Annotated in this window: 17 protein-coding genes; 7 read left to right on the top strand and 10 right to left on the bottom strand. The window is 70.1% G+C overall.

The features are described from left to right. Positions 1–7 precede the first annotated feature (7 nt). Together bpln_RS23750 and bpln_RS23745 are read left to right on the top strand one after the other, a co-directional pair. A complete protein-coding gene (locus tag bpln_RS23750; protein ID WP_055140178.1) occupies positions 8–949 on the top strand; it encodes an SDR family oxidoreductase in 942 nt (313 codons plus the stop codon). Positions 950–1032: 83 nt separating this feature from the next. After that, the gene (locus bpln_RS23745; protein WP_042627699.1) at positions 1033–1653 is read left to right on the top strand and encodes an NADPH-dependent F420 reductase; all 621 of its coding nucleotides are present in this window, start codon (positions 1033–1035) and stop codon (positions 1651–1653) included. 514 nt (positions 1654–2167) lie between these two features. Here the strand turns inward: bpln_RS23745 and hpaI are convergent. Then, entirely contained in the window at positions 2168–2962 is a 795-nt protein-coding gene (gene hpaI, locus bpln_RS23740; protein ID WP_055140177.1) for a 4-hydroxy-2-oxoheptanedioate aldolase, read from the bottom strand. A gap of 624 nt (positions 2963–3586) precedes the next feature. Here hpaI and bpln_RS23735 point away from each other — a divergent pair. Next, positions 3587–5341, top strand: coding sequence for a S8 family peptidase (locus bpln_RS23735; protein ID WP_055140176.1), 1755 nt, complete (start codon positions 3587–3589; stop codon positions 5339–5341). A 347-nt stretch (positions 5342–5688) separates the two neighbouring features. Further along, complete coding sequence (locus tag bpln_RS23730) at positions 5689–6357, top strand: cation diffusion facilitator family transporter (RefSeq protein ID WP_042627696.1); 669 nt, start codon at positions 5689–5691, stop codon at positions 6355–6357. Positions 6358–6406: 49 nt separating this feature from the next. Here bpln_RS23730 and bpln_RS23725 read toward each other — a convergent pair whose 3' ends face one another. After that, complete coding sequence (locus tag bpln_RS23725) at positions 6407–7447, bottom strand: LacI family DNA-binding transcriptional regulator (protein ID WP_055140175.1); 1041 nt, start codon at positions 7445–7447, stop codon at positions 6407–6409. A gap of 1056 nt (positions 7448–8503) precedes the next feature. On the opposite strand from bpln_RS23725, the gene bpln_RS23720 reads away from it, so the two are divergent. Then, positions 8504–10591, top strand: a complete 2088-nt coding sequence (locus tag bpln_RS23720; protein ID WP_244131868.1) for an arabinofuranosidase catalytic domain-containing protein — start codon at positions 8504–8506, stop codon at positions 10589–10591. Between the two features lie 79 nt (positions 10592–10670). On the opposite strand, the gene bpln_RS23715 is transcribed toward bpln_RS23720, so the two are convergent. The 7 genes from bpln_RS23715 to bpln_RS23685 all read right to left on the bottom strand — a co-directional run bounded on the left by bpln_RS23715 (position 10671) and on the right by bpln_RS23685 (position 19498). Continuing rightward, entirely contained in the window at positions 10671–10895 is a 225-nt protein-coding gene (locus bpln_RS23715) for an oxidoreductase-like domain-containing protein (protein ID WP_042627694.1), read from the bottom strand. 80 nt (positions 10896–10975) lie between these two features. Next, the gene (locus tag bpln_RS23710) at positions 10976–12421 is read right to left on the bottom strand and encodes an autotransporter strand-loop-strand O-heptosyltransferase (protein ID WP_042627693.1); all 1446 of its coding nucleotides are present in this window, start codon (positions 12419–12421) and stop codon (positions 10976–10978) included. Then, complete coding sequence (locus bpln_RS23705) at positions 12411–14651, bottom strand: autotransporter outer membrane beta-barrel domain-containing protein (RefSeq protein ID WP_055140174.1); 2241 nt, start codon at positions 14649–14651, stop codon at positions 12411–12413. Before bpln_RS23705 ends, bpln_RS23710 begins: the two co-directional genes overlap by 11 nt. A 165-nt stretch (positions 14652–14816) precedes the next feature. Next, positions 14817–15830, bottom strand: coding sequence for an alpha/beta fold hydrolase (locus bpln_RS23700; protein WP_404991048.1), 1014 nt, complete (start codon positions 15828–15830; stop codon positions 14817–14819). Between the two features lie 5 nt (positions 15831–15835). Further along, on the bottom strand, positions 15836–17197 hold the full coding sequence (locus tag bpln_RS23695; RefSeq protein ID WP_055140173.1) for an MFS transporter: 1362 nt from the start codon (positions 17195–17197) through the stop codon (positions 15836–15838). After that, positions 17194–18312, bottom strand: coding sequence for a hypothetical protein (locus tag bpln_RS23690; RefSeq protein WP_052498432.1), 1119 nt, complete (start codon positions 18310–18312; stop codon positions 17194–17196). The genes bpln_RS23695 and bpln_RS23690 overlap by 4 nt, the downstream gene beginning before the upstream one ends. Positions 18313–18382: 70 nt before the next feature. Continuing rightward, positions 18383–19498: a porin gene (locus bpln_RS23685; protein WP_042627689.1), complete on the bottom strand. Its 1116-nt coding sequence runs from the start codon at positions 19496–19498 to the stop codon at positions 18383–18385. A gap of 188 nt (positions 19499–19686) precedes the next feature. Between bpln_RS23685 and bpln_RS23680 the strand changes: the two genes are divergently transcribed. Continuing rightward, positions 19687–20616, top strand: coding sequence for a LysR family transcriptional regulator (locus tag bpln_RS23680; RefSeq protein WP_055140172.1), 930 nt, complete (start codon positions 19687–19689; stop codon positions 20614–20616). Positions 20617–20692: 76 nt separating this feature from the next. Here bpln_RS23680 and bpln_RS23675 read toward each other — a convergent pair whose 3' ends face one another. Then, the gene (locus bpln_RS23675; RefSeq protein ID WP_055140171.1) at positions 20693–21406 is read right to left on the bottom strand and encodes a GntR family transcriptional regulator; all 714 of its coding nucleotides are present in this window, start codon (positions 21404–21406) and stop codon (positions 20693–20695) included. Positions 21407–21769: 363 nt separating this feature from the next. On the opposite strand from bpln_RS23675, the gene bpln_RS23670 reads away from it, so the two are divergent. Then, the gene (locus tag bpln_RS23670; protein ID WP_055140170.1) at positions 21770–23284 is read left to right on the top strand and encodes an MmgE/PrpD family protein; all 1515 of its coding nucleotides are present in this window, start codon (positions 21770–21772) and stop codon (positions 23282–23284) included. The last annotated feature ends 181 nt before the right edge of the window (positions 23285–23465 follow it).

Raw genomic sequence — 23465 nt, 5'->3', positions numbered from 1 at the left:
CCGCAACATGCACGTTTTAGTCACTGGCGGGACCGGCCACTCCGGTCCGTACATCATCTCCGAACTGATCGCCGCCGGCCACGAGGTCACCGGCCTCGCCCGGTCGGACTCGGCCGCCGCGGCGGTGTCCGCGCTCGGCGCGAAGGTGCGCCGCGGCGGCCTGGAGGATCTCGACGGGCTCAAGGCGGCGGCGGCGGGCTCCGACGGCGTCATCCACGTCGCGCATCGGCAAGACCTGCTTCCGTCCGGCGGCATCGACGCCGTGGCCGCAGCCGAGCACCAGATCATGCTCGCATACGGCGAGGCACTAGAAGGGACCGGAAAGCCGCTGGTCGTGTCGGGCAGCATTGGATCGCCCGGATGGGACGGCTTGGGCCGGCCAGCCACCGAGGAGGATCCGCCCCTTCCCGGCGGCGATGCGTACAGGGGCACCCTGCGGGTTCGCAACATCGTGGAGACCACCGTGATCGGCCTCGCCGGGAAGGGTGTGCGATCGTCGATTGTGCGGATTCCGACCATCATGCACAGCACGACCGACAAAGCCGGCTTCCTCCCGCTGCTGATCGGGCTCGCGAAGCAGAAGGGCGTGACGGGCTATCCCGGAGACGGTGCGAACCGGTGGCCGGCCGTGCATGCCCGCGATCTCGCCGTCCTGTTCCGCCTGGCCCTGGAGAAGGGTCCGGCCGGCAGGAACTGGCACGCGATTGCCGACGATGGTATTCCGTTCCGCAAAATCGCCGAGGCCATTGGCAGCCGCCTGAACCTGCCTGCCGTATCCATTCCCGCGGACGTATTGATGTTGCCGGGATATTTCGGATTCCTCTCGAACCTGGTCACGCTGGACCTTCCGGCATCCAATGCCATCACCCGCCAGACCCTCGGCTGGAAACCCGCCAGGCCCGGCCTGCTCGCCGATTTGGACAACGGCCATTATTTTCCTGCCGGCTGAGTCGATCCGAGGCAGCGCATCGGGCCGCAACAGGCCCGGTGGCGAAACGAAGGGCAATACCCCGACTTGCGAGGAAACCACATATGAGCACGATCAGCATCATCGGAGCAGGCGGCATGGCCGCGGCGATCGCCGGCCGTATCGCCAGGGCCGGACACACCGTCGAGGTGGCCAGCCGCGACCCCGCCAGCGCGCAGGCGCTGGCCGACCAGTTCGCAGCCGGAGTGACCACCGGGACGTACGGCACCGCGCCGGCGGGCGACATCGTCATCCTTGCCGTGCCATACAGCGGTGCGGCGGCGGCGGTGGCCGATTACGGGGACGCGCTCGACGGCAAGGTGATCGTCGACATCACCAACCCGGCGGCCGCCGACCTGTCCGGCCTCGTTACCCCTCACGGCAGTTCCGGCGCGCAGGAAATAGCCAGGGGCCTCCCCGCCGGCGCGCATGTCGTGAAGGCGTTCAACACCCTTTTCGGCCACGTCCTTGCCAGGGGCGCACGCCTGGACGCGTTCATCGCCGCCGACGATCCGGCGGCCAAGGCGCGGGTGTCGACCTTCCTCGAGCATCTCGGACTGCGCCCGCTGGATGTGGGCGGGCTACACATGGCCGCCACGCTCGAGTCGCTCGGCCTGATGATGATCGGCCTGGCCAAAAACGGCGCCGGCACCTGGAACTTCGCGATGAAAGTCGATATCGGCTGAATCGGCGGCAGGTCGCCGCCATCCGGGTGGATCGGACTCGTCCCGACGTTGGGAAACGGAGAGATTTTGCTGAGCATCCCGGGCAACGTCCGGGTTGCGAAAGACGTTTTCGCGGCAATGGCTCGCGGCGACAGGCAGGGCCCGCTAGCGCCGTGTGCCGGAGATATCGCGTGGATCATGCCGGGCAAACCCTCCGAGTGGATCCGGTTCGCACGAATCGGTGGCCATTCCCGGTCGCTGCGCTCCCTTCCCCCAACCCCGACGAACCAAAAAAAATGCCTCGGCCCGGAGGGGTCCGGAGCCGAGGCCAACCGCGTTTCGATAACACTCTTTGGGGAAAGAGTGCGTTCCACTGTATGAATTTGCGCGCGCAGATGCAATTTCGGCGTCTTACCGGATCTTTCCGGCGCGCTGCCCCCCGCGGGGCGAGCCTTGCCGGGCGCCGCGTTCGCACCGTTACGGCGGTAACACGCAGCCGGCGCGCAAGCGCCCTCTCACCCCGGATCACGCACGCTCAGGCGCCGGCCGGCCCCACCCCGAACGCGTCCGCCACCGCGCGCACGGCGTTCGCGTAGAGCAGCACGTCCACGCCGACCGCCACGAACGTGCAGCCGAGCGCGAGGTAATGGCGCGCGAGCGCCGCGTCGCCGGTCAGCGTGCCGGCCGCCTTGCCCGAGCGCACGATGCGCGCGATCGCGTCGTCGATCGCGAACTGCACGTCGGCATGGCCGGGCTCGCCGCGATGCCCCATCGAGGCGGCCAGGTCCGCCGGCCCGATGAACACGCCGTCCACGCCGTCCACCGCGCAGATCGCCTCGAGATTGCCGAGCGCGGTCGCGCTTTCCGCCTGCACCAGCAGGCAGACTTCCTCGTCCGCGATGTCGAGATAGTCGGTGCGCAGGTTCCAGCGCGAGGCGCGCGCCACCGCGCTGCCCACGCCGCGCATGCCGCGCGGCGGATAACGGACCGCCGAGACCAGCCCGCGCGCCTGTTCGGCCGTCTCGACCATCGGCACCAGCAGCGTGCGCGCGCCGGCATCGAGCAGCTGCTTGATCAGCGCGGTGTTGCCCTCGACCGGGCGCACCACGGCCTCGGCGCGGTACGGCGCCACCGCCTGCAGCTGCGCCACGATGCTGCGCACGTCGTTCGGCGCGTGCTCGCCGTCGATCAGCAGCCAGTCGAAACCGCCCGTCGCGGTCACCTCGGCCAGGTACGGCTCGGCCATCGACACCCAGAAGCCGATCTGGCGCCGGCGCGCCGCGAGCGCGGCCTTGAAGCGGTTCAATCCATGGGGAGAGCTTGCGGTCATCTGTCGGTCCTCGTGGTGGAGTCGGTCTGAAGCCCCGGCACCGTGGCGATCGGCGCCCGCCCCCATGATCGCATCCGCACGCCAAACGCGGCACCGGACAGCACCGGGCGGGCCCCGGCTCGACACCCCGGCGGAGCTCACACGCCCCGCTTCGCCCCCCCCGCTTCGCCCGCGCTTCGCCGAGCGGTTTTTTGGCCTGTTTTTTAGCAATGGCAATTCCGGAAACGTTTTATTCGTCTGCCGAATCCCGCCCGTTTTCGGCCGCCGGCCGGGCCTCCGGACGCGTTTCGGCTCCGCCCCGAATCCCATGATTAGCCGTGCTTTTATGGCTCTATTCGAGCGATTCGATAGGCCCCTCTAGTACCCGCCTGCGTCTGCGTTCCGTCCCCCGAATGTCCGGAGGAAATCCCGGGCAAAACTCGATATTTAACAGTTAAGAAATGTTAAGGCCCGCCGTTACCCGGAGTAGCAGTCACTGCCGCGCGCGTCAGCGCGGCGCGAACAGGATACGAGCCGCTTTCCAGCAGGACGATGGCGGCGGACGCGACCGGGGTGTCGCGCCGCCTCGTCGGAAACCGGCCGCCCAGACCGCGGGCTTGCGGTTGCATTGTCAGGATCGAGAACATGAAAATCGAGCGTTTCCACTCCGCCAATCCGCGTGCGGGTCAGCTTCGTACCCTGGCCTCCGTCGTTTCGATGACGCTGGTCGCCTCCGTCATAGCCGGTTGCGGCGGCGGCGGCGGTGATTCGGGGTCCGCCGCGAGCCCGGCCGCCGGCACCAGCAGCGGCACCTCGACCTCGGGTACCTCCACCAGCACCTCGGGTACCTCCACCAGTTCCAGCCAGCTCTGCACCACCGCCCTCGCCACCGCGCAGGCCAACACCGCCAGCACCAGCACCAGCACGACCACCACCACCTCGAGCGGCAACAGCAACGCCACGCCGACCCCGGCCACGGTCGGCACGCTCGACGCGCCCGTCGATCACCTGATCGTGAAGCTCACGTCGGCCTCGTCCACCAGCCTCGCGAACGGCGCCCGCACGCTGGCCGCCAGCTCCGACACGACGCGCGTCGGCGACGTGATCAGCCGCGTGCTCACGCAGTGGAACGCGCAACGCCTGCAGGCCCGCGTGCTGGCCTCGACGGCCGCCGCCCCGGCGCTGCCGAGCTTCGACAACGTGCAGCTGGAACGCACCATGTCGGACGGCGCGGCGGTGGTCTCGCTCGGCAAGCGCGTGGCCTCGGCCGACGCGGCCACGCTCGCGCAGGCCTTCGCGGCCGACAGCGAGGTGGCCTACGCCGAGCCGGACCGGCGCCTGTTCGTCAGCACCACGCCGACCGACCCGGACTACTCGCAGCAGTGGAACGACTTCGACCCGACCGCGGGCGTGAACATGCCGGCCGCCTGGAACCTGACCACCGGCGCGTCGAACGTCGTCACCGCGGTGATCGACACCGGCTACCGCCCGCACGCCGACATCTCCGGCAACCTGCTGCCCGGCTACGACTTCATCACCGACGTGAACACCGGCAACAACGGCCACGGCCGCAGCTCCGACGCGACCGATCCGGGCGACTGGGTCACGCAGGCCGAGCTCAGCGATTCGTCGGGCCCGTTCTACAACTGCGCGAGCGCACCGAGCAACAGCACCTGGCACGGCACGGAAGTGGCCGGCCTGATCGGCGCGAGCGCCAACAACGGCATCGGCATCGCCGGCGCGAGCTGGTTCGGCAAGATCCTGCCGGTGCGCGCGCTCGGCAAGTGCGGCGGCACCACCAGCGACATCGCCGACGCGATGCGCTGGGCGGCCGGCATCTCGGTGGCGGGCGTGCCCGACAACACCACGCCGGCCAGGATCATCAACCTGAGCCTCGGCGGCAGCGGCCCGTGCGGCAGCACGTTCCAGTCGGCGATCAACGACGTGATCGCGCGCGGCGTGACGGTGGTGGTGGCGGCCGGCAACGACGGCCTCGCCAACGCGCAGGACCGCCCGGCGAACTGCACCGGCGTGATCGCGGTGGGCGCCACCGATTCCACCGCCAAGCGTGCCTGGTACAGCAACTTCAGCAGCGAGATCACGCTGAGCGCGCCGGGTTCGAACATCCTCTCGACCAGCAACACCGGCACCACCACGCCGGGCAGCGACACCTACGCGCTCAACAGCGGCACGAGCCTGGCCGCGCCGCAAGTGGCCGGCGTGGCCGCGCTGATGCTGTCGCTGAATCCGAGCCTGACGCCCGCGCAGATCGCGCAGAAGCTGGCCGCCACGGCGCGCCCGTCGCAGATCACGGCGTCGAGCACGTCGTCGTGTACGGCGATGGCCCCGGGTGCCGGCCTGATGGACGCCGGCGCGGCGGTTGCCTCCGCAACGAAATAAGCTTCCTCCCCTGGCCCGCTCCCCTCGGGCCTCACCACGGCTCGCCCGTTGCCGCTGTCGCGGCGGGCGGGCCGTCCTGCTTTCCGCGCTCCGTTTTCCGCTTCGCTGTTCCGCCTCGCGCGTGGCATTCGCCGCCTCGGGCGCCGCTTGCAGCCCGCTTGAAGCGCGCCTGAAGCCCGCTTGAACGCCGATCCGGGCGGTCCGTTGATGACATCCTTGTGACATCGCCGCGTTTGCCGCCCCCGTGAATTCTCGGGCCGCACGCACATCCGGCTTGTCATCGGTCTGCCATTTGCCGCCGATAAAGTCCGGCTTCGACCAGCAGAACAGACCTTCCCCACGCCTCCATGCCGAGCCCAGCGCGCGCGTCACACTCCGTCCATGCGATCACCAGCCGGGTGCTGACGACGAGCCTCGTCGTCAACCTGCTGCTGATGACCGCGCAGGCCGGCGCCGCCTACGCGACGCATTCGTCGGGGATCCTCGCCGACACGCTCCACGCGGCGATCGACCTGCTCGCCGACGCGCTGCTGCTGCTCGCCTGCCGGCTCGATGCGAAGCTGCCGCCCGAACAGCGGCCGACCTACGAGCCGCTCGCGCTGGTCGGGCTCGGCCTGCTGCTGCTCGCCACCGGCACGCAGATGATCTGGCAGGCCGCCACCCATCTCTACGCACCGCCCGACATCTCGCCCGACCTGATCTCGTTCGCCGTGCTCGGCATCGCGCTGGCCGGCAAGGAATCGCTGTCGCGCTGGATGCTCGGCCGCGCGCGCGCGATCGGCGGCGCCGCGCTGATCGAGGCGAGCGCGTGGCACATCCGCATCGACGCGATGACGCTGCTGCTCGCCACGCTGGCGCTGGCCGGCGCGCGCTTCGGCCTGCCGCACCTCGACCAGCTGGCCGCCACGCTGATCGGCGTGATGATCCTGCGCACCGGCTATGCGTTCGCGAAGCGCGGGCTTCAACTGCGTGCCGATCACGGCGGCTGGGCCAACCGGGCGACGCCGCCGCGCTGAGCGGCACCCTTCCCGCTCCCACGCCCGGATGCGACGCGCCGCGCGCCGTTCAGGCGTCGGCGGAATGCGGCGCCGTCACGACCGCGCGCACCGAGCCGCGCTCGACGAGCGGTCCGTCGAGCTTGATCGCATGGCGGCGCACCGGCACGCCGAGCGCGCGGTGCTGCGCCTCCTGCATCAGGATCTCCACCGCCCAGCGGCCCAGCTCGTAGTTCGGCAATACCACCGTGGTGAGCGGCGGATGCGTGTGGCGCGCGATTTCCTGGTCGTCGTAGCCGTGTATCGACACGTCGTCGGGCACGCGCAGGCCGAGCTGCTTGACCGCCTCGATCGCGCCGAGCGCCATCAGGTCGTTCGCGCAAAAGATCGCCGTGGGCGGGCGCGGCTCGCGCAGCAGCGACAGCGCCTGCTCGAAGCCGGCGCCGGAACTCCAGTCGCCCTCGCGCACCAGTTCGGGCGCGAACGCGATGCCGGCCGTGGCGAGCGCGGTGCGATAGCCGCGCAGACGGTCGTGTGCCGCGTCCTGCCACGGTTCGCCGTTGATGTAGCCGATCCGCCGGTGGCCCGCGCGCAGCAGGAAATCGGTGGCGGCCTGGCCGCCGCTGACCTCGGCGGGCACCACCGACGACAGCGGGCTGTCGGGCGCGTAGCAGTTCAGCAAGACGGCCGGCACGCCCAGCAGTTGCGGCGGCGGCACGACCTTGCGCGTGTAGACGGTGGCGTAGACCACGCCGCACAGGTTCGGCATCGCCAGCACCGCGTCGAGCACGCGGCGCTCGATGTCGAGGTTGCCGTGGGTCGAATACACGGCGAGCATCCTGCCGTTCGCATAGGCGCCGTCGCGCGCGCCGTCGATGCTGACCACCGGATGCGGGCTGGTGGAGATCTCGTCGGCGAGATAGACGATCAGGTCGCGCTCGTCGGCGCGGGGCGCCGCCGGTTCGCGCGGCAGGAAACGGTAGCCGAGCTGGTGGGCGACCTTCAGCACCCTCTCGCGCGTGGCATCCGAGAACTTCGTGCCGCTCGCGTGGTTCAGCACCAGCGAGACGGTGGATTGCGACACGCCGGCGAGCTTGGCGATGTCGGTCATCGTGGGGCGGCGTCGGGTCGGGCGTGTCACGGTGGCGATCGCGGCAGGAACGGAAAAAAGGCAGCGGACCGGCGGCCCCGCTGCCGGCAGTATCGCCGGCCGGGGGCGCGGGAAAAAATATATTAATGATATTAATTTCCTGAACGACTCACGGAGCGGCGGCGCGTGCGGCGGCTTCCCGAGCGTAACCCAACCGGCTCGGGCCAGGCAGCATGCGATGCGCACCGTCGAGTGCCGCAGCGTGGCGCGACGGCACCGCGCGGATGACGCGCAGCCCGATCCGGCTCGCATCGCGGGCCGCTCGGCCCCGTCCCGCCGGCGTTGCGCCGCATTTCTCGCGGCTCGCTCGCCTCGCGCCACTGGCCCGCCGACCCACTCCGACACCCGCCGGCCATCATCCCCGATCGCGCCGCCCCCACCGCTCGGCAGGCCGCCGCGCACGCTACGGGATTGCCCTAGCTCGTAAATTCGAGGCATGAAGCAATATTATTAGTAAGCAATATCACCAGCCTGTATGCCCAATATGATCGACGCGTCCGACCGGACATGGAGACGATGATGGCAAGCCGTGGCAAACGATAACGCGTCAAGGCGGCACCGGTCGGTGCCGCGTCCGCGCCGGCGCGCGACACGCGCCCACCCGATCTGATTTCGATACACGTCGTGGCCGGCGGCACGCCCGCCGGTCACGACGCCCAGCAGATGGCACGTCCAGGCCCGGGGGGGCCATGCGACGCGCGTGCCGATGTGCGGGACGGCCGTCCGCATTTCCTTGCCTTTCCCGAATCCGACGAATCCGCCCGGCATGGTGGCCGCCGCCACCGCCGCGCGGCCCTCGCGAACGCGCCGTGTCGGGCGTTCGCTGTTCGCCGGGCTCGCACGGCAAGGCGCGATGGACGGCGGCAACCCGGATGAAGCGAACCAGGTGGATGAAGGCGTTTCGTTTGCTTCGTCCCATTTAGTAAGCATTGCTAGGCAGTTTCGCCGTTGATTCATCAATCATATAGTTCGGAAAACTGATTATTTACATGACCGAAACAAAAGGAGCAGCTGGCTATGTGGAAACAAAATGAGCTGACCATGGCGCTGGCCGCCATGACGATGACCCTCGCCGCCTGCAACGGCGATTCGGGCAGCGCGGGATCGCAGTCGCTGCGAGAAACCACGCCGCAGAACACCGAGGCGACCACCGGCGGCGCGGCGACCGGCAGCGCCGCGGCCACGGCAGCAGCCCTGCCCTGCGACGCGCTCGCGGCGGCCGGCACCGCCTGTTCGGCCGCGCACAGCGTGACGCGCCTGCTGACGAAGCACTACACCGGGCCGCTGTTCCGCGTGTTGAACCTGACCACCAACGCGCGGACCAACATCTTCCCGTACACGGCCGGCTCCGGCGTGGCCGCGAACCTGGTCGGCACCACCAATCTCGACGCGATCAAGCAAGCCTGCGGCAGCGACGCGAGCGGCTGCGTGGTGGACGACATCTACGACCAGATCGATCTGGTCGCGCCTCTGCAGAGCGCCGGCCAGTTCGGCAACGTGGCCGCGACGCTGAACGTCGTCAACAACCAGGCGAAGACGCTGACCATCAACGCGACCGGGCAGACCGTGCCGGTAACGGGCGGCTTCGCGCAGCTGAGCCTGCCGAACGGCAACACCGTGACGGTACAGGTCCACCGCCCGTCGGTGAACTTCCCCGCCCTCGTCAACAATCCCACGCCCACCAACCAGGCGATCACGATCGGCAACGACCTGCCGTTCGCGGGCGACAAGTCGCCGTCGAGGATCCGCTTCGTGCCGGTGCCCGGCGGGCGCACCACGGTGGCGCTCGACATCGTGGCGCACCAGTCGTACCGCAACCGGATCGGCACGGTGAACCAGTCGATCGGCGACACCGAAATCGCCGAATACATGGTGGCCGGCACCAACCTGCCCGCGGGCTCCACCTCGGCCTGCTGCGGCACCTACGGCAACATGGAAGACAATTCGAGCGGCACGTTCCAGGGCTCCGGCACGGTGCCGCCGTCGGGCGCGTCGATCCCGGGCGACCCGGTGATGGTGGACGCCAACGGCGCCAAGGGGCAGATCGAAGGCATGATGTTCGGGCTCGCCTACGCCAGCGGCAACGCGGCCGTGTTCGGCTACGGCCCCGGCTACAAGAACGGCGGCCCGACCTACTCGGCCAACGACACCGGCGTGAACTGGCCCGGCGTCGATGCCGAGGCCGGCGTCTATCTTTATGGACCGAAGCAGCCGCTCACGGAAGGCTTCGTCACCGTGCTCGCGAAATACTCGCCGCAGACGCAGGCCAACCACTTCGCGGTGAAGGGCGGCGACGCCTCGCAGGCGGTGCTGACCTCGGTGTACTCGGGCGTGCCGCCCGAAGCGGTCGATTTCTTCGGCGACACCGGGCACCGCTTCCTGGGCCGCTGGGAAGGCGGCCTGTCGCTCGGCGAGGGCGGCGACGAATCGGATGCGCCGATCGAGTTCTACGAAGGCGCCATCATCACGAAGATGAGTTCCGACGCCGCCGACAACGCCGTGCAGGGCAGCATCCAGACCTTCTACGGCCCGCCCACCGACACCACGGCCGCCGCCTGCCAGGCCGGCAACCTCGCCACCCAGCCGCTCGCGCTCGCCAACACCTCGGCATGGCATCCGGGCGCGCAGGGTTCGGTGATCTCGCTGACCACGGATATCTCCGGCACCACCAACTACGCGGCCGTGATCGGCAACGCCAGCGGCAGCCCGTTCTCGGAAATCGACCAGTGGGTCAAGATCCAGGGCGGCCAGACCTACGTGTTCACGGACTACCTGCCGGCCAGCACCGGGCAAACGATCTTCCCGGCCTTCTCGGTGCAGACCGACGACGGCAACCAGACCGAGTTCGCGGGCGTGCTCAACACCAACAACGGCGTGATCGTGCCGGGTACGTGGGGCGCGGGCGGCTCGACGCTGTCGGCGAGCAAGGTCGGCAACTGGTGGAAGGTCAGCATGAAGTTCACGGCTCCGGCGGGCGCCTCGAACGCGCACCTCTTCCTCGATCCGCGCACCTCGAACGCGTCGGGCGCGCGCAGCACGCAGAGCACGAGCCTGAACCTGTCGGCGACGCATTACTGCCCGGGCCTGTCGATCGCCGGCAGCTAGAGACGGAGGTCCGTGCGTCGGGCGGTGTTGGACGATGTCGGCCCGCGCCGCCGGAGTCACGACGGCGCGGGCCACGCGGTCAGTACGGCCCGGCTTCCGGATGGCGTTCGCGCCACGCGGCGAGTTCGGCCTGGTGGCGTTCGAGCGCGTCGTCGTAGAGATCGAACACGCAGGGCGAGCAGCCGGACTGGCAGCAGTCCTCGAGTTCGGGCGGCACGGGCGGCAGCGGACGCGGATCGTCCTGGCCCGACGAGGATGCCGGCTCGTGGCCGGCGGCGGACTGGGAATGGGGCGGCTTGGGCACGGCTGGGTTCGGCGGGACGTCAAGTCAAGGCGGGCCGCCAGTATACGGCGCCCGGCGCGCACGCGCCGGGCGCGCCGCGTTCAGGCCGGCTCCGAAGCCGCCCGGCGCGGATCGAGATCGAGATTCGTCATCAGGCTGCGCACCGTGCGGATCACCTGCCCCGGCGTGATCATGCGCGAGCATTCGAACTGCCGGTCGGTGCCCGCATGGCGCGGACACCAGGCGAAATCGCGATGGTCGAACTCGATCGACGTATCGTTCCAGCAGCTGTTGCAGACGTGATGGTTGATCACGCGCCACGGCGTCTCGAACTCGTTGAGCGGATGCGTGAAGCCGCTGATCATCACCACCGGCTTGCCGAGCGCCCAGGCCAGCCACGACAGCCCGCTCGACAGCCCGATGAAGAAGTCGGCGTGCAGCAGCAGGCTCGCGCGCTGCTGCAGCGGCAGGTCGCCCGTGAAATCCTCGCTGCCGTACGGGATCAGATTCCACATCAGCTTGTCGCCGTGCGCCGGCTGCCGGTCGATGCAGAGCACACGGTAGCCGCTCGCCTTCAGGAACTTCACGAGCTCGTACCAGCCGGTCGGGTGGTTCCAGTACTTGCATTGCGACGACGACTGCGCCGCGATCACCACGTAGGGCTCGGCGATGGTGCGCGTCGTGTCGCGCACGGCGATCCGCGGCCGGCGCTCCACGGCCATCAGTCCGAGCAGGTACGGAATCGTCTTCTGCAGGCCGCTCACGCGGAAGTCGGTCGGCTGATGGGTGCGGTCGTCGCACGGGAAGAAGATGCCGAGGTAGTAGCTCGCGTAGCTGCGCGCGAGCAGTTTCGGCTCGTCGTCGGGCGGCACGTAGTCGAGTTCGGGGTAGGCGTCCTCGAACAGCGTCCAGAGCGCCGCGCCCATCGACACCGAGACCTCGCAGCCGTGCATGCGGCGAAATTCGTCCACATAGGGGAACCACGCCAGGATGTCGCCGAGCGTGCCCACCGGCAGGCGCATGTAGACGCGCTGGCCGCGCGCGTCGTAGTCGTGTTCGAACACCAGCTCGCCGTCGCGCAGCACCTCGATGCGGAACCGCACGAAATACTTCCTGGTGCTGCTGACGATGCCGTCGTCGACCGGTTCGTCGAACAGCACGACGTCGGCGTCGAGATCGAGCAGCCGCACGCGCCACGGCCCGGCCGGCACCTGCACGCGGCAGCCGTAGTTGAAGTCGTAGCGGATCCCGAGCGGGCCTTCGATCACCGGCGGACCGGGATCGACGATCGCGGCCGGCAGCGCGCCGGCGCCGTCGGCGGGGGCCGGCGCGGGGTTTGCATCGGGCGCGGGACGCACGGCCAACGCATGCGCGTCGGCGCCTGCCGGCGCGCCCTGCCCCGGCGCGGCGAGCCGGCCGGCCGGCACCGCCACCACCGGCATGCGCGGGTCGCCGGTCACGCCGGCCACCGACGTGGAGACGGCCGACATCGCCGCCTCGATCACCGACGCGGTCCGGCGCCGCGCCGCCAGCGACTCAGTCGACATAGCTGATCCCCACCGTCACGGCCCACGGCTGCGAATAGTCGTGGCCCTTGCCGTAGCCGAACGCGCCCCAGGCGCGCACGTGGCGCGTGAGCGACGCGCCCACGCCGAGGTCCGCGTTGATCCAGGTCTTCGGCAGCGTGGTGTCGAGCGCGGTGCCGCCGATCGTGTCGCCGAGCCCGGCGTTGAACACGTGCATCGCCTCGACGCCGACGTAGGGATCGAGCTTCAGGTCGCCGACCGCGAGCGAGGTGCCCACGCGCGCGCCCGCGCCGCCGAACACGAGCGACTTCGACTGCAGCATGACCGGCGTGCCGAGCGAGCTCTCGTAGGCGATCGCGCCGGCATGCTGCCAGGTCACCTCGAGCCGCGGCTCGGCCCACCAGCGCTGGCCGAGCCGCCAGCGCCTGCCGGCGTCGAGCGAGACCGCGAGGCCGGACTGCGCGTAGTCGCCGCTCGCCTGGTTGCCGGCCGTCGTCACGCCGAGCGACTGCTTGAAGCCGAGGTAGCGCACCACGGTGTCGGCGAACAGTCCCGAGGGCGTGTCGAAACCCGCGTAGGCGCCGATGTTCCAGGGCCGCGCGGTGCCGTTGCCGATCCCGTCGAAGCTCTCGCTGGCCTCGGCGTAGCCGCCCGTGGCGCCCACGTGCAGCGTGCCGGCGTGGGTGGCGATGCTCCAGTCGCGGCCGATCTGCGCGCCGTACAGCGTCAGCTCGGTGGCGGTGCCGCCCGGGCTCGTCTTCATGCGCTGGTCGTAGGCGCGCACCCAGAGCTGGCCGCCGCCGTCCGCGCCGTTGCGCAGGTCGCCGAGATACGAGAACGCGGTTTCGAGCTGCTGGTACCAGAGCAGCGGCGCGGTGGCCGCCGCGGCCTGCGCGACCGAGGCGATGTCGCTGGTCTGGCCGGTGTTGGCGAGGAAGTAATCGCCGTCGTCGTTCTGCAGCGCGAACTTGTAGGCGCCCACGTCGATGCCGTTGCCGCCCGCCAGCGAGAAGGTCGCGCCGGTGCCGGCCGCCTGCACGAGTTCGAGACGCGTGCCGGCCGCCGCGGCCGTGGTGCTCGCGTCATGCACCGCCAGCGTGTAGGCGCCGGTGCCCTGCTCGACCACCAGCCGGTCGGCCTGGCCCGCGCCGACGTTGGTGTTGAGCACGAACTGGCCGCTGCCCGAGAGCTGCGTGACCGTGACGGTCTTGAAGCCGCCCGTGCGCGGCGCCGCGAACTGCACGGTGCCGCCCTGCATCGCGAGCTGGTCGACGCTGAGCGCGGCGTTGCCGGTCAGCGCGTCGGCCGCGGCCTCGTCGATCGTCAGCGTGCCGGCCAGCGCCACGCCCGCGAGCGTCTGCGCCGCCACCGGGCCGGCCGCCGTCGCGCCGCCCACGTCCACCGTCAGCGTGCCGCCCGCCGCCACCGTGCTCTGCGCGGCCGAGCCGCCCAGCAGCACCGTCTGCGCGCCGCCGGCGTTGACCTGCGTGCCCTGCGCGAGGCCGCCGCCCGACACCAGCTGGGTGCCGCCGTTGACCACCGTCGCGGTGGCCGCGCCGCCCGTGAACACCACCTGCGAGCCGGCGCTGACCACCGTGCCCACCGCCGAGCCGCCGGCCGACACGTACTGCTTGCCGCCCGCCACCAGGCTGCCCGACACGAGGCCGCCCGAATAGACCCGCATCAGGCCGCCCGAGCCGACCACCGAGTCGATGCCGATGCCGCCGCGCGACACGCCGAAGCTGCCGCCCGACACCACCGTGGTACCGGTGGCGGTGCCGCCCGCCGAAACGTACTGCGTGCCGCCCGACGACACCACCGTGCTGACCGTCGAGCCGGCCGAGAACACCGTGAGCAGGCCGTCGTTGCCGACCGTGGTGCCGCTCGCCAGGCCGCCGCGCGAGACGATCTGTCGGCCGCCAGCGAGCAGCGTGTTGCTGGCCGCGCCGCCCGAGGAGATCGTCTGGGTGCCGCCCGACGACACGGTAGAGGCGACGGCACTGCCGCGCACCGTCTGCGTGCCGCCGTTGTTGATGGTGGTGCCGGTGACGGTCTGGCCGGCCGGGATGGTCGAGACGCAGGCCGCCGCGCCGGGCAGCGCCTGGTTATCGCAGCTCGCCGCCTGCACGGCCGGCGCGACCAGCGGCAGCGCGAGCGCGACCAGCGCGGCCGGGGCACGCGCCGCGCGCGCCACCGTCGCGCCGGGCACGGCGAGCCGGCAGGCCGACAAGTTCGGATGAGGTGATTTCATACGGTCTCCTGATTGTTCTGAATGATTTCCGGGCCGTGGCCCGGACTGCTTCCTTGCGCCTGCCCGCTTTCGCCTTGCCTGATCGCCCGGGTCGCCGGCACCGCCAGACGCGGGGCCGGCGACGGCATCCGCCGCCGCGGCCTCGTTCCGCCGCGGCCTCGTTCGTTACGCCGGCTCGCCGAACAGCGCCGCGATGCCGGCCGGCGAGCCGAACACCGCGTCGGCGTCGTGGCCCGCGCCGGGGATCCGGTGCGTCTCGTGCGTGCAGCCGGCCGGCGCGCGCGCCGCGATGTAGCGCGCATAGGCCAGCCCGCGTTCGAGCCGGTGCGCGCCCTGCGCCATCGCCGCGCACGACCGGTCGAGCGCCGGATGCTGTGGATCGCAGTCGCGTTCGCCGAGCAGCATCGTCACGTCGCGCTTCAGGTAGGCGCGCTCGAACGCGCCCGGCTCGGCCGCGGCCGGCTGCTCGCCGGCATAGGCCGGCAGCGCCTCGAGCCCATACTTCCAGGCGTTGAAGCCGGCGCAGCGCGCCGCGTCGTAGGCCGAGAAGCCGCCGTCGGCATCCGGGCGCAGCGTGTCGAAATACACATACGAGGACGGATTCGCGATCACGTAGCGCAGCGCCACGCCGCGTCCGGCCAGCGCCGCCTCGCCGCGCGCGAGCACGGCGTAGCGCTGCGCGACCTGGCCGCCGCCCGAGTGGCCGGCCACCACCACCTCGCGCAGCGCGGGAAACACGCGCGTGTCGGCCAGCCTGGCCAGCAGCGCGTCGAGCACCTCGAACGAGCTGACCGGCGCGGGCGCGAGCGCCTCGCCGCCGCCCATCCAGCCGGTCCAGTCCCAGGCCAGCGTCGAGGCCGGCAGGCGATGCGCCTCGACGTCGGCCTGCGCGAGGAACTGCGGCACCAGCAGCACCGTGTCCTCGGAGTTGCGGCCGGCCGCGGCGCGCGCGCGATGGGCGAACTTGAAATAGGCATCGGCGTTGCGCAGCCGGCCGTGCAGCAGGATCACGGCGGTGCGCACGCCCGGTTGCGACGCGTTCCACTCGCCGGTGGCGAACAGCGGCACGGTGCCGGTGCCGGCCGGCGTGGAGACGGTCAGGTGCTGCGGAGCGACGACGTCGACGGGCCGTTCGTTCGGCGCGCGTTCGTCGTGCGCGCCGTCGACGTTGGGGGGCACGGTGCTCAAGCGGGGGTCCTCGTGGTGGCCGGCGCCTCGATGCCGAGTTCGGGATGTCCGCGACGGGACAGCCCGACCAGCGCGAGCGAGACGAAGCCGGCAAAGATCAGATAGAACGCGGGAGTCAGGCTGCTGCCCGTCAGCGAGATCAGCCAGGTGACGGTGAACGGCGCCAGGCCGCCGAACAGCGTGACCGCGATGTTGTACGACAGCGCGACGCCGGACGAGCGGCTTTGCACCGGGAACAGCGTCGCGAGCATGCCGGGATGCGCGCCCGACATCGCCGCGAGGAATACCGTCGAGACCATCTGCGCGATGAACAGGCGCGAGGCCGACGGCTCCGTGACGACGAACAGGTAGAGCGGATAGGCGCAGATCATCCAGGCGATCGTGACCGGATAGAACAGCCGGTACGCGCCGAAGCGGTCGGCCAGGCGCCCCGACAGCGGGAACAGGAACAGGTTCAGCAGGCCCGAGAAGAACGCGCCGCGCAGCGCGACCTGCAGCGGCAGGTGCAGCTGGCGCTCGACGTAGACGGCGATGTACGAATGCCAGACGTAGTTGGTGGCCGCCCCCACCGCGATCACGCCCATCGCGCAGAGCGCGGCGCGGCCGTTGTCGCGGAAGAACGCGGCGAGCGGCAGCTTCGGGCGCCTGCCCGGCTGCTCGCGGCTCAGCTGCTGGAACTCGGGCGACTCGGCCACCTTGTGGCGGATGTAGAAGCCGAGCGGGCCGGCCAGCGCGCCGCACAGGAACGGCACGCGCCAGCCCCACGCCACCAGCGCGTCGTGCGAGAGCCGCGTGGTGAGCAGGTAGCCCGCGCCCGACGAGAGCAGCAGCGCGAACGACTGCGCCGTCATGTTGAAGCTGCCGTAGAACATCTTGCGGCCCGGCGGCGCGTACTCGACCAGCATCGCCGAGGCGGTCGCGAACTGGCCGCCCACCGAGAGCCCCTGCAGCACGCGTGCGAGGATCACCAGCGCGGGTGCCGCGTAGCCGATCCGCGCGTAGCCGGGCGTGAGGCCCATCAGCAGCGTGCTGGCCGCCATCGAGATGATCAGCAGCGACAGCGCGCGGCTGCGGCCCGCGCGATCGGCATAGACGCCCAGCAGGATGCCGCCGATCGGCCGCACCACGAAGCCGATCGCGAACGTCGCCAGCGTGAGCAGCAGCGAGACCAGCGCGTTGCCGGACGGGAAGAACACCTGCGCGATGATCTTCGAGAAATAGCCGTAGATCAGGAAATCGAACCATTCCAGGCCGTTGCCGAGCACCGAGGCGAAGATCGCGCGGCGCACCATCGACGGCGACAGGCGTGCCGGGGCCGGCATCGCGTCCGGTGCCGGCGCTTGCGTGGCGCGGCTCATGATCCGCACCCCGGGGTGTCGTAGATCGCGTGGAGCGCGCAGGCCGAGGTCAGCATCTTCGCGCCGCTGTGGCCGATGCCGGGCACCACGTGCAGGCTCTGGTTCAGCCCCTGCGGATGGCGCGCGCGCAGGTAGCCGAAATACGCCTCGGCGCGCGCCAGCCGCTGCGGGCCCTGCGCTTCGGCCGGGCAGCTCTGGTCGAGCGCCTTCTGCTGCGGATCGTCGTCGTCGCCGCCCACCAGGTAGGTCACGCGGCGCGCCGCGTAGGCGGCCTCGAGCTGCGCCGCGGAGCGGTCGGCCAGATACGGCGGGCGCCTGGCCATGCCGTATTTCCAGTCGTCGAAGCCGGGGCACGCGGCCGCGTCGAACGCGGCCGGCTGGCCGTCCGCGCCGGGGCGCTCGGCGTCGAAATACGCATACGACGACGGGCTCGACACCACGTAGCGCAGCGCGATGCCCTCGCCGGACAGCGCGGCCGTCTCGCGCGCGGCCACCGCGTAGCGCTGCACCACCTGGCCGCCGCCCGAATGGCCGGCGAACACCACCGTCTTCAGGTTCGGAAAGCGCTGGCGATCGGCGAGCCGCGCGACGATCGCGTCGAGCACCGCGTAGGAACTGACGGGCACCGGGCCCACCGCGTCGTCGCCGGCCATCCAGCCGTTCGCATCCCAGCGCAGCAGGTCGGGCGACGCATCGCGGCCGGCCAGGTCGAGCGTGGCGAGGAACTGCGGCGCGATCAGCAGCGTGCCGGCCTGGTCGGCCGCCGCGGCGCCCTGCTCGCCCGCCGCGGCGCGGGCGGCTTCCGCGCTCTTGAAATAGCGGTCCGCGTTGCGCAGCTTGCCGTGAATCACGATCACCGCGCGCGTCACGTCGGGCGCCGGCTGGTTCCAGTCGCGCGACAGATAGAGCGGAAACTGCGCGGCGCCGGCCGGCGTGTCGATCCGCATGCGCGTCGCGGCGATCCGCGCCACTGGCCGCAGATGCGGGTTGTACACGTGCGGCGCGCTGGCCGCGTCGGCGGCCTGGGCAGCGGGGCCGCCGGCCAGCGCGAGCGCCAGCGCGCAAGCCGCGCCGGCGCCGCGCAACCCGCGCGGAAAGGACGATTCGAAAGGCATTCGGACTGCTCCTGGTGGGCCGTCGCCGCACGGCGCGCGGCTTCGACCCGACGTCAAACGGGTAAGGCGCTCAGAACCGGTGGAACATGCCAATCGTCACCCCGGTCTGGTTCGGACCGAACGCGGTTTCGTCGGTGGTGCCGACCGGCGTGAAGCTGCCGTTGTTGCCGCGCGTAGCCTGCGCGTAGGCCACCGTCGCATAGAGCGAGGTGCGCTTGGACAGCGCGTATTGCGTGCTCAGCACCCCCATCCAGGTGTTCGACTCGCCCGGCGTCTTGTCCTGGTCGTAGTAGTAGGCGGCCGTCACCTTCAGGTTGCGCATCACCGGGTAGCGGATGCCCGCGAACCACAGCGCCTGCGCCGACGACGGCGTCTTCACGCTCGACGGATCGGTCAGGAAGTGTTCGTAGCCCGCCATCAGCTGGCCGCGGCCCACGTCCTGGCGGAACGCCAGCGAGATGTTGCGCGACTTCGTGAAGTTGCCGGCGGTGTTGATCGCGCCGTTGCGGTAATCGTAGGCGAGACCGACGCCGAACGTGCCGCCGTCGTAGTCGAGGCCGCCGCCGTAGGCCGCGCTGCTCTGGAACGAGGCCGGATCGCCGCCGAAGCTGTAGCCTGCGATCGCAGTGACGCCACCGAAGCGGCCCACGTACTTCACCATGTTGCTGTTGCGCGCGCGGAACGAGAACGAATCGGACGAGCCGGTGGTCGGGAACCACGTGTATTGCGGCGAGAACGACATCGGGTCGTAGCGCAGCATCACGTCGTACATCGGCGTGTACTGCAGGCCGAACGACAGCGAGCCGAACGTGCGGTTCGACAGGCCGACGGCCGAGGTGCGGTTGAACAGCGTGCCCGCCGTGGCCTGGGTGCCGTCGTTGGTGTTGAAGCCGGACTCGAGCACGAACCAGGCCGAATTGCCGCCGCCGAGGTCTTCCGAGCCGCGCACGCCGAACCGCGAGTTGTGGATGCCGCCGGAATTCTCGCGCACCAGCGCGCCGCCCGTGGTGCTCGCGTGGGTCAGGTATTCGACGTTCGCGTCGATCACGCCGTACAGCATCACCGAGCTGCCGCCGCCTCCGCCGCCCGTCGCCAGTTGCAGCGCTTCGTCGATTTCATCCTGCTGCGCGTAAGCGGACGCGCATCCGGCAAGCAGCACGGCGGCTGCGGCATGGTGCTTTTTCACAACGAGTCTCCTGAACATTGTTGTCGTGCGGCGCCGGGTTCCGTTTCCCGGAAACCCTTGCCACCTATGGGCTGACGGGTCAGGCGCAATCCTAGGGAGTCCCGAACCAGATGTAAAATATCAATTTTCTAGTAGTGCCATATTTGTAAAATATGGGACATGTTTACGCCCGCCCGGAGCCTCCCAGCATGGAATTGCGACACCTGCGGTACTTCCTCGCCGTCGCCGAGGAAGGCCAGTTCACCCGCGCCGCCGAGCGGCTGGCGATGCAGCAGCCGCCGCTGTCGCAGCAGATCCGGCTGCTGGAGGAGGAAATCGGTTTCGACCTGTTCGTGCGCCAGCCGCGCGGCGTGGAGCTGACGCCGGCCGGCCGCGCGTTCGCGCAGAACGCCGGGCTGGTGCTCGACACGCTGCAGCAGGGCATCGCGCACGCGCGGCGGATCGCGCGCGGCGAACTCGGCGCGATCGCGGTCGGGCTGACCAGCTCGGCCGGCTTCCACCCGCTGACCACCGACGCGATCCGCGCGTTTCGCGCGGCCAACCCCGGCATCGAGATCTCGCTGTCGGAGCGCAACGCGGCCGAGCTGATCGAGGGGCTGTCGAACGGGCAGCTGCAGGTGGCGTTCCTGAGAAAACCGGTGGATACGCCGTCAGGGGTGGCGTTCGAGCAGATGCTCGACGAGCCGATGGTGGTGGTGCTGCCGGTCGGGCACCGGCTGCTGGAGGGGATGGGCGACGCGCCGCCGGCGATCTCGCTGAAGGCGCTCGAACACGAGGAGTTCATCCTCGTGCGCCGGCCCGGCGCGCCCGGCATGTACGCCGATTTCCTCGCCGCGTGCCGGCGCCAGGGGTTCGTGCCGCATGTCGCGCGCGAGGTGCCGCGCATGCTGACCGGCATCCACATGGTGGCGGCCGGCCTCGGCGTGACGCTCGTGCCGGCCTCGATGCGCCGCTACGATCACCGCAGCGCGGTGTTCTGCCCGCTCACGGACGGCGCCGGCTTCTCGGCGCCGCTGCATCTCGCGTATCCGGTCGAGATGCGCGATCCGGCGGCGGCGCGGTTCGTGGCGTTCGTGCTGGCCCAGCGCGGCGCGTTGGGCAGCCCGGCCTCCGACTGACGCGGGCGCCCTTGGCCGGGGTGCGCTCACGCGATCGACGAAGGGCCTCGATCCAGGCAAGGTCCAACGGCGTGAACTAGGCGTCGATGGCCACGGCGCCGCCGGGCGCCCCGCCTTCCTGCCATGCCTGCTCGATCGCCCGCAGCGCGCCCGTCACGATCGACTGGTTCAGCGCCGCGGCCAGTCCCGCATCGCGATCCGCATACGCTTCGCAGAGGCGCTGATGATCGGTGCAGGACCGCTGCATGCGGCCCGGCAAGGCCGTGCTGAAACGGCGCAGCCGGTTGATGCGCAGGCGCATCGAGTCGAGCACTTCGCGAAAGATCCGATTGCCGCAGACCTGCAGTTCCTCGTCCCGGAACGCGACGTTGGCCCAGAAATATCCGTCCACGTCGCCGCGCGCGGCGGCCTCGGCGAGCCGGCCATGCGCGGCCCACAGGCGCGCGATGTCGTGCCCGGTGGCGCGCTCGACGATCGCACCGGACACCTGCGCATACAGCACCGCCCGCAGCTGGTACAACTCGCGCACGTCCTGCAGCTCGATGCCCGACACGCGCGGCCGCCGCCTCGGCGCCCAGTCCACCAACCCCTCGCGACTCAGCACGAACAACGCTTCACGCACCGGCGTGCGGCTCACCTGGAAGCGCCTGGCCAGCTCGACCGAATTCAGGTCGGCACCGGACGGCAGCCGCCCCTCGATGATGCCGCGCGCGATCCAGTCGATGATTTCCGTCACACGCGACGATTCTCCGTCGGCATCGGACGCCAATGTGTCGACACTTTTTCTCATTTGCTTCCAGGCAATCTCTGATAATGTGCAGTTTACGCGGTAAATTTTAATTCTTATCGGAATTCTTATACCGCGACCCACAAAACTGTCGACAGTTAAAAGATCGGGGGACAATCTGCCCCGCATCGTATCCAGGAGACGCGCCATGTCCGATCGCCACCGGCCGCAGCGGCGGCGGATTGTTCAGTCCGCCGCCGCGCGGTCGCTCGACGGTACGCGCCCAAGCGAGCCTGCCGCCCGATCCCGCGCCGCACGGCGCTGCCCGCACGACTCGAACGGCCCGAGACACTGAAAGACCTGCGCGAACCGCGACCCCTGATTGCCGTATGACCTTCCCGCATCTCATGTCGAGGAGACGAACCGATGCCGATGCTTGACCGTCGCAACTTCCTCAAGACGGGCGCCGCCGGCGCCCTGGCCTCCGCCACCGGCGGAACCGCGTTCGCGCAAAGCCGCCCCGCCGAATCAACGGCTTCGACGGCTCCGGCGCCCGAGGCGCCGATTCCAGCCGCAACGGCCGCGCCGGCCGCCGCCAATCCGCCGCGCGTCACGCGGATGCTCGCCGAATTCATCCAGCGCACGAGCTACCGCGATCTGCCAGCGGCGGCGCGCCGCGAAGGCGTGCGGACCTTCATGAACTGGGTCGGCGTGGCGGTCGGCGGTTCGCGCGACGCAACCGTGGAGCGCGCCGTGGCCGCGCTCGCGCCGTTCTCGGGGCCGCCGCAGGCGAACCTGCTGGGGCGCACCGAGCGCTTCGACATCATGAACGCGGCGTTCGTCAACGGCGTCAGCAGCCATATCTTCGACTACGACGACACGCACCTGAAGACAATCATCCACCCGGCCGGGCCGGTGGCCTCCGCGATCCTCGCCTATGCCCAATATCGACCGGTGTCGGGCGCGGATTTCCTCAATGCGCTGGTGTTGGGCATCGAGACCGAATTGCGGATCGGCAACGCCGTCTACCCCAATCACTACGACGTGGGCTGGCACATCACCGGCACCTGCGGCGTGTTCGGCTCGGCGGCGGCGATGGCCAGATTGATGGGCCTGAGCGTGCAGCAGACGGTCTGGGCACTGGGCCTGGCGGCCTCGCAGCCGGTCGGCCTGCGCGAATCGTTCGGCTCGATGAACAAGAGCTTCAATCCCGGCCGGGCCGCCGCGAACGGCATGTTCGCCGCGATCCTCGCCAGCCGCGACTACACCAGCTCGGACGGCATGATCGAAGCCAAACGCGGCTGGGCCAATGCGATCAGCACCAAGCAGGACTACCGCGAGATCACCGAAGGCCTCGGCACCCACTACGAATCGACGCTGAACACCTACAAGCCGTTTGCCTGCGGAATCGTGATCCATCCCGCGCTCGACGCGGCCATCCAGCTGCGCAACCAGAACCGCCTGAGCGCGGATCAGATCGAGCGCATCGATCTGCGCGTCCATCCTCTGGTGCTCGAGCTGACCGGCAAGAAAACACCGCGCACCGGCCTCGAGGGAAAGTTCAGCATCTATTACGCGGTCGCCATCGCGATCATCGACGGGGCGGCGGGGGAAAAGCAGTTCAGCGACGCGAAAGTGCGCGACCCGCGCGTGGTCGCATTGCGAGACAAGGTGGATGCGATCGTCGATCCGACGATCAGGCCCGAGCAGGTGGACATGACCATCACGCTCAAGGACGGCCGCAAGCTGCACATGTTCATCCGGCACGCGATCGGCAGCACCGAGGTGCCGATGAGCGATGCGCAACTGGAGAAGAAGTTCGCCGACCTGGCGGACGGCATCCTGCCCGCCGATCAGACTCGTGCGCTGATCGAGCGGTGCTGGCAGGTCGAACGACTCGACAGCGCGGCAGAGATCGTCACGTTGGCCGTGCCGCGCTGACGAAGGACCCGGCCGCGAAGGCCGGGCGGTGTTCGCGAGGTGGAAGTGCCTCGGGATGGCCGCGCCCGTTCCTCTCCCGGTCGGGCTCCCAAGGCACCGTGCGGGTGCTTGAGAAGACACGACCGGGGTGAAGGGAGGATAGCGTCAGCCCGCCATCGCCGCCCGGCCGGCCGGGCATGGC

Source organism: Burkholderia plantarii (assembly GCF_001411805.1).
In the GTDB taxonomy this organism is placed as follows: domain Bacteria; phylum Pseudomonadota; class Gammaproteobacteria; order Burkholderiales; family Burkholderiaceae; genus Burkholderia; species Burkholderia plantarii.
This window is presented reverse-complemented; position numbering and strand designations above follow the sequence as displayed.

Excerpts from the sequence above, each read along its gene's own strand:
- bpln_RS23725 (WP_055140175.1), bottom strand. The coding sequence starts at position 7,447 with ATGACCGACATCGCCAAGCTCGCCGGCGTGTCGCAATCCACCGTCTCG.
- bpln_RS23720 (WP_244131868.1), top strand. The coding sequence starts at position 8,504 with ATGTGGAAACAAAATGAGCTGACCATGGCGCTGGCCGCCATGACGATG.
- bpln_RS23710 (WP_042627693.1), bottom strand. The coding sequence starts at position 12,421 with ATGTCGACTGAGTCGCTGGCGGCGCGGCGCCGGACCGCGTCGGTGATC.
- bpln_RS23745 (WP_042627699.1), top strand. The coding sequence starts at position 1,033 with ATGAGCACGATCAGCATCATCGGAGCAGGCGGCATGGCCGCGGCGATC.
- bpln_RS23730 (WP_042627696.1), top strand. The coding sequence starts at position 5,689 with ATGCCGAGCCCAGCGCGCGCGTCACACTCCGTCCATGCGATCACCAGC.
- bpln_RS23750 (WP_055140178.1), top strand. The coding sequence starts at position 8 with ATGCACGTTTTAGTCACTGGCGGGACCGGCCACTCCGGTCCGTACATC.
- hpaI (WP_055140177.1), bottom strand. The coding sequence starts at position 2,962 with ATGACCGCAAGCTCTCCCCATGGATTGAACCGCTTCAAGGCCGCGCTC.
- bpln_RS23735 (WP_055140176.1), top strand. The coding sequence starts at position 3,587 with ATGAAAATCGAGCGTTTCCACTCCGCCAATCCGCGTGCGGGTCAGCTT.
- bpln_RS23675 (WP_055140171.1), bottom strand. The coding sequence starts at position 21,406 with ATGAGAAAAAGTGTCGACACATTGGCGTCCGATGCCGACGGAGAATCG.
- bpln_RS23705 (WP_055140174.1), bottom strand. The coding sequence starts at position 14,651 with ATGAAATCACCTCATCCGAACTTGTCGGCCTGCCGGCTCGCCGTGCCC.
- bpln_RS23695 (WP_055140173.1), bottom strand. The coding sequence starts at position 17,197 with ATGAGCCGCGCCACGCAAGCGCCGGCACCGGACGCGATGCCGGCCCCG.
- bpln_RS23690 (WP_052498432.1), bottom strand. The coding sequence starts at position 18,312 with ATGCCTTTCGAATCGTCCTTTCCGCGCGGGTTGCGCGGCGCCGGCGCG.
- bpln_RS23670 (WP_055140170.1), top strand. The coding sequence starts at position 21,770 with ATGCCGATGCTTGACCGTCGCAACTTCCTCAAGACGGGCGCCGCCGGC.
- bpln_RS23680 (WP_055140172.1), top strand. The coding sequence starts at position 19,687 with ATGGAATTGCGACACCTGCGGTACTTCCTCGCCGTCGCCGAGGAAGGC.